1 protein-coding gene is annotated in these 307 nt (G+C 72.0%); it reads left to right on the top strand.

Going from position 1 to position 307, the window contains the following annotated elements:
- A partial coding sequence (locus DMH12_RS38795; RefSeq protein WP_148107623.1) for a VCBS repeat-containing protein occupies positions 1 to 307 on the top strand: 307 nt, incomplete at both ends.

Below are 307 nucleotides of genomic sequence, written 5' to 3'. Positions count from 1 at the left end.
GTGCCACGCGCGTGCCGGGCACCGACAGCAGCCACGTCGCCTGGGACAACGACCCGCTCCTGGACGAGCAGCTCGCCGCCGGTGACTTCGACGGGGACGGGCGAACCGACCTCGCGTCCGCGGTCTGCGACTGGAAACCGAGCGTGATCATCGTGTGGGGCTCGGAGGAGGGCCTGTCGAGTGCCACGCGCGTGCCGGGCACCGACAGCAGCCACGTCGCCTGGGACAACGACCCGCTCCTGGACGAGCAGCTCGCCGCCGGTGACTTCGACGGGGACCGGCATCCCGACCTGGTCTTCGGGCTCGG

This window comes from Streptomyces sp. WAC 04229 (assembly GCF_003947455.1).
Lineage (GTDB): Bacteria > Actinomycetota > Actinomycetes > Streptomycetales > Streptomycetaceae > Streptomyces.
This window is presented reverse-complemented; position numbering and strand designations above follow the sequence as displayed.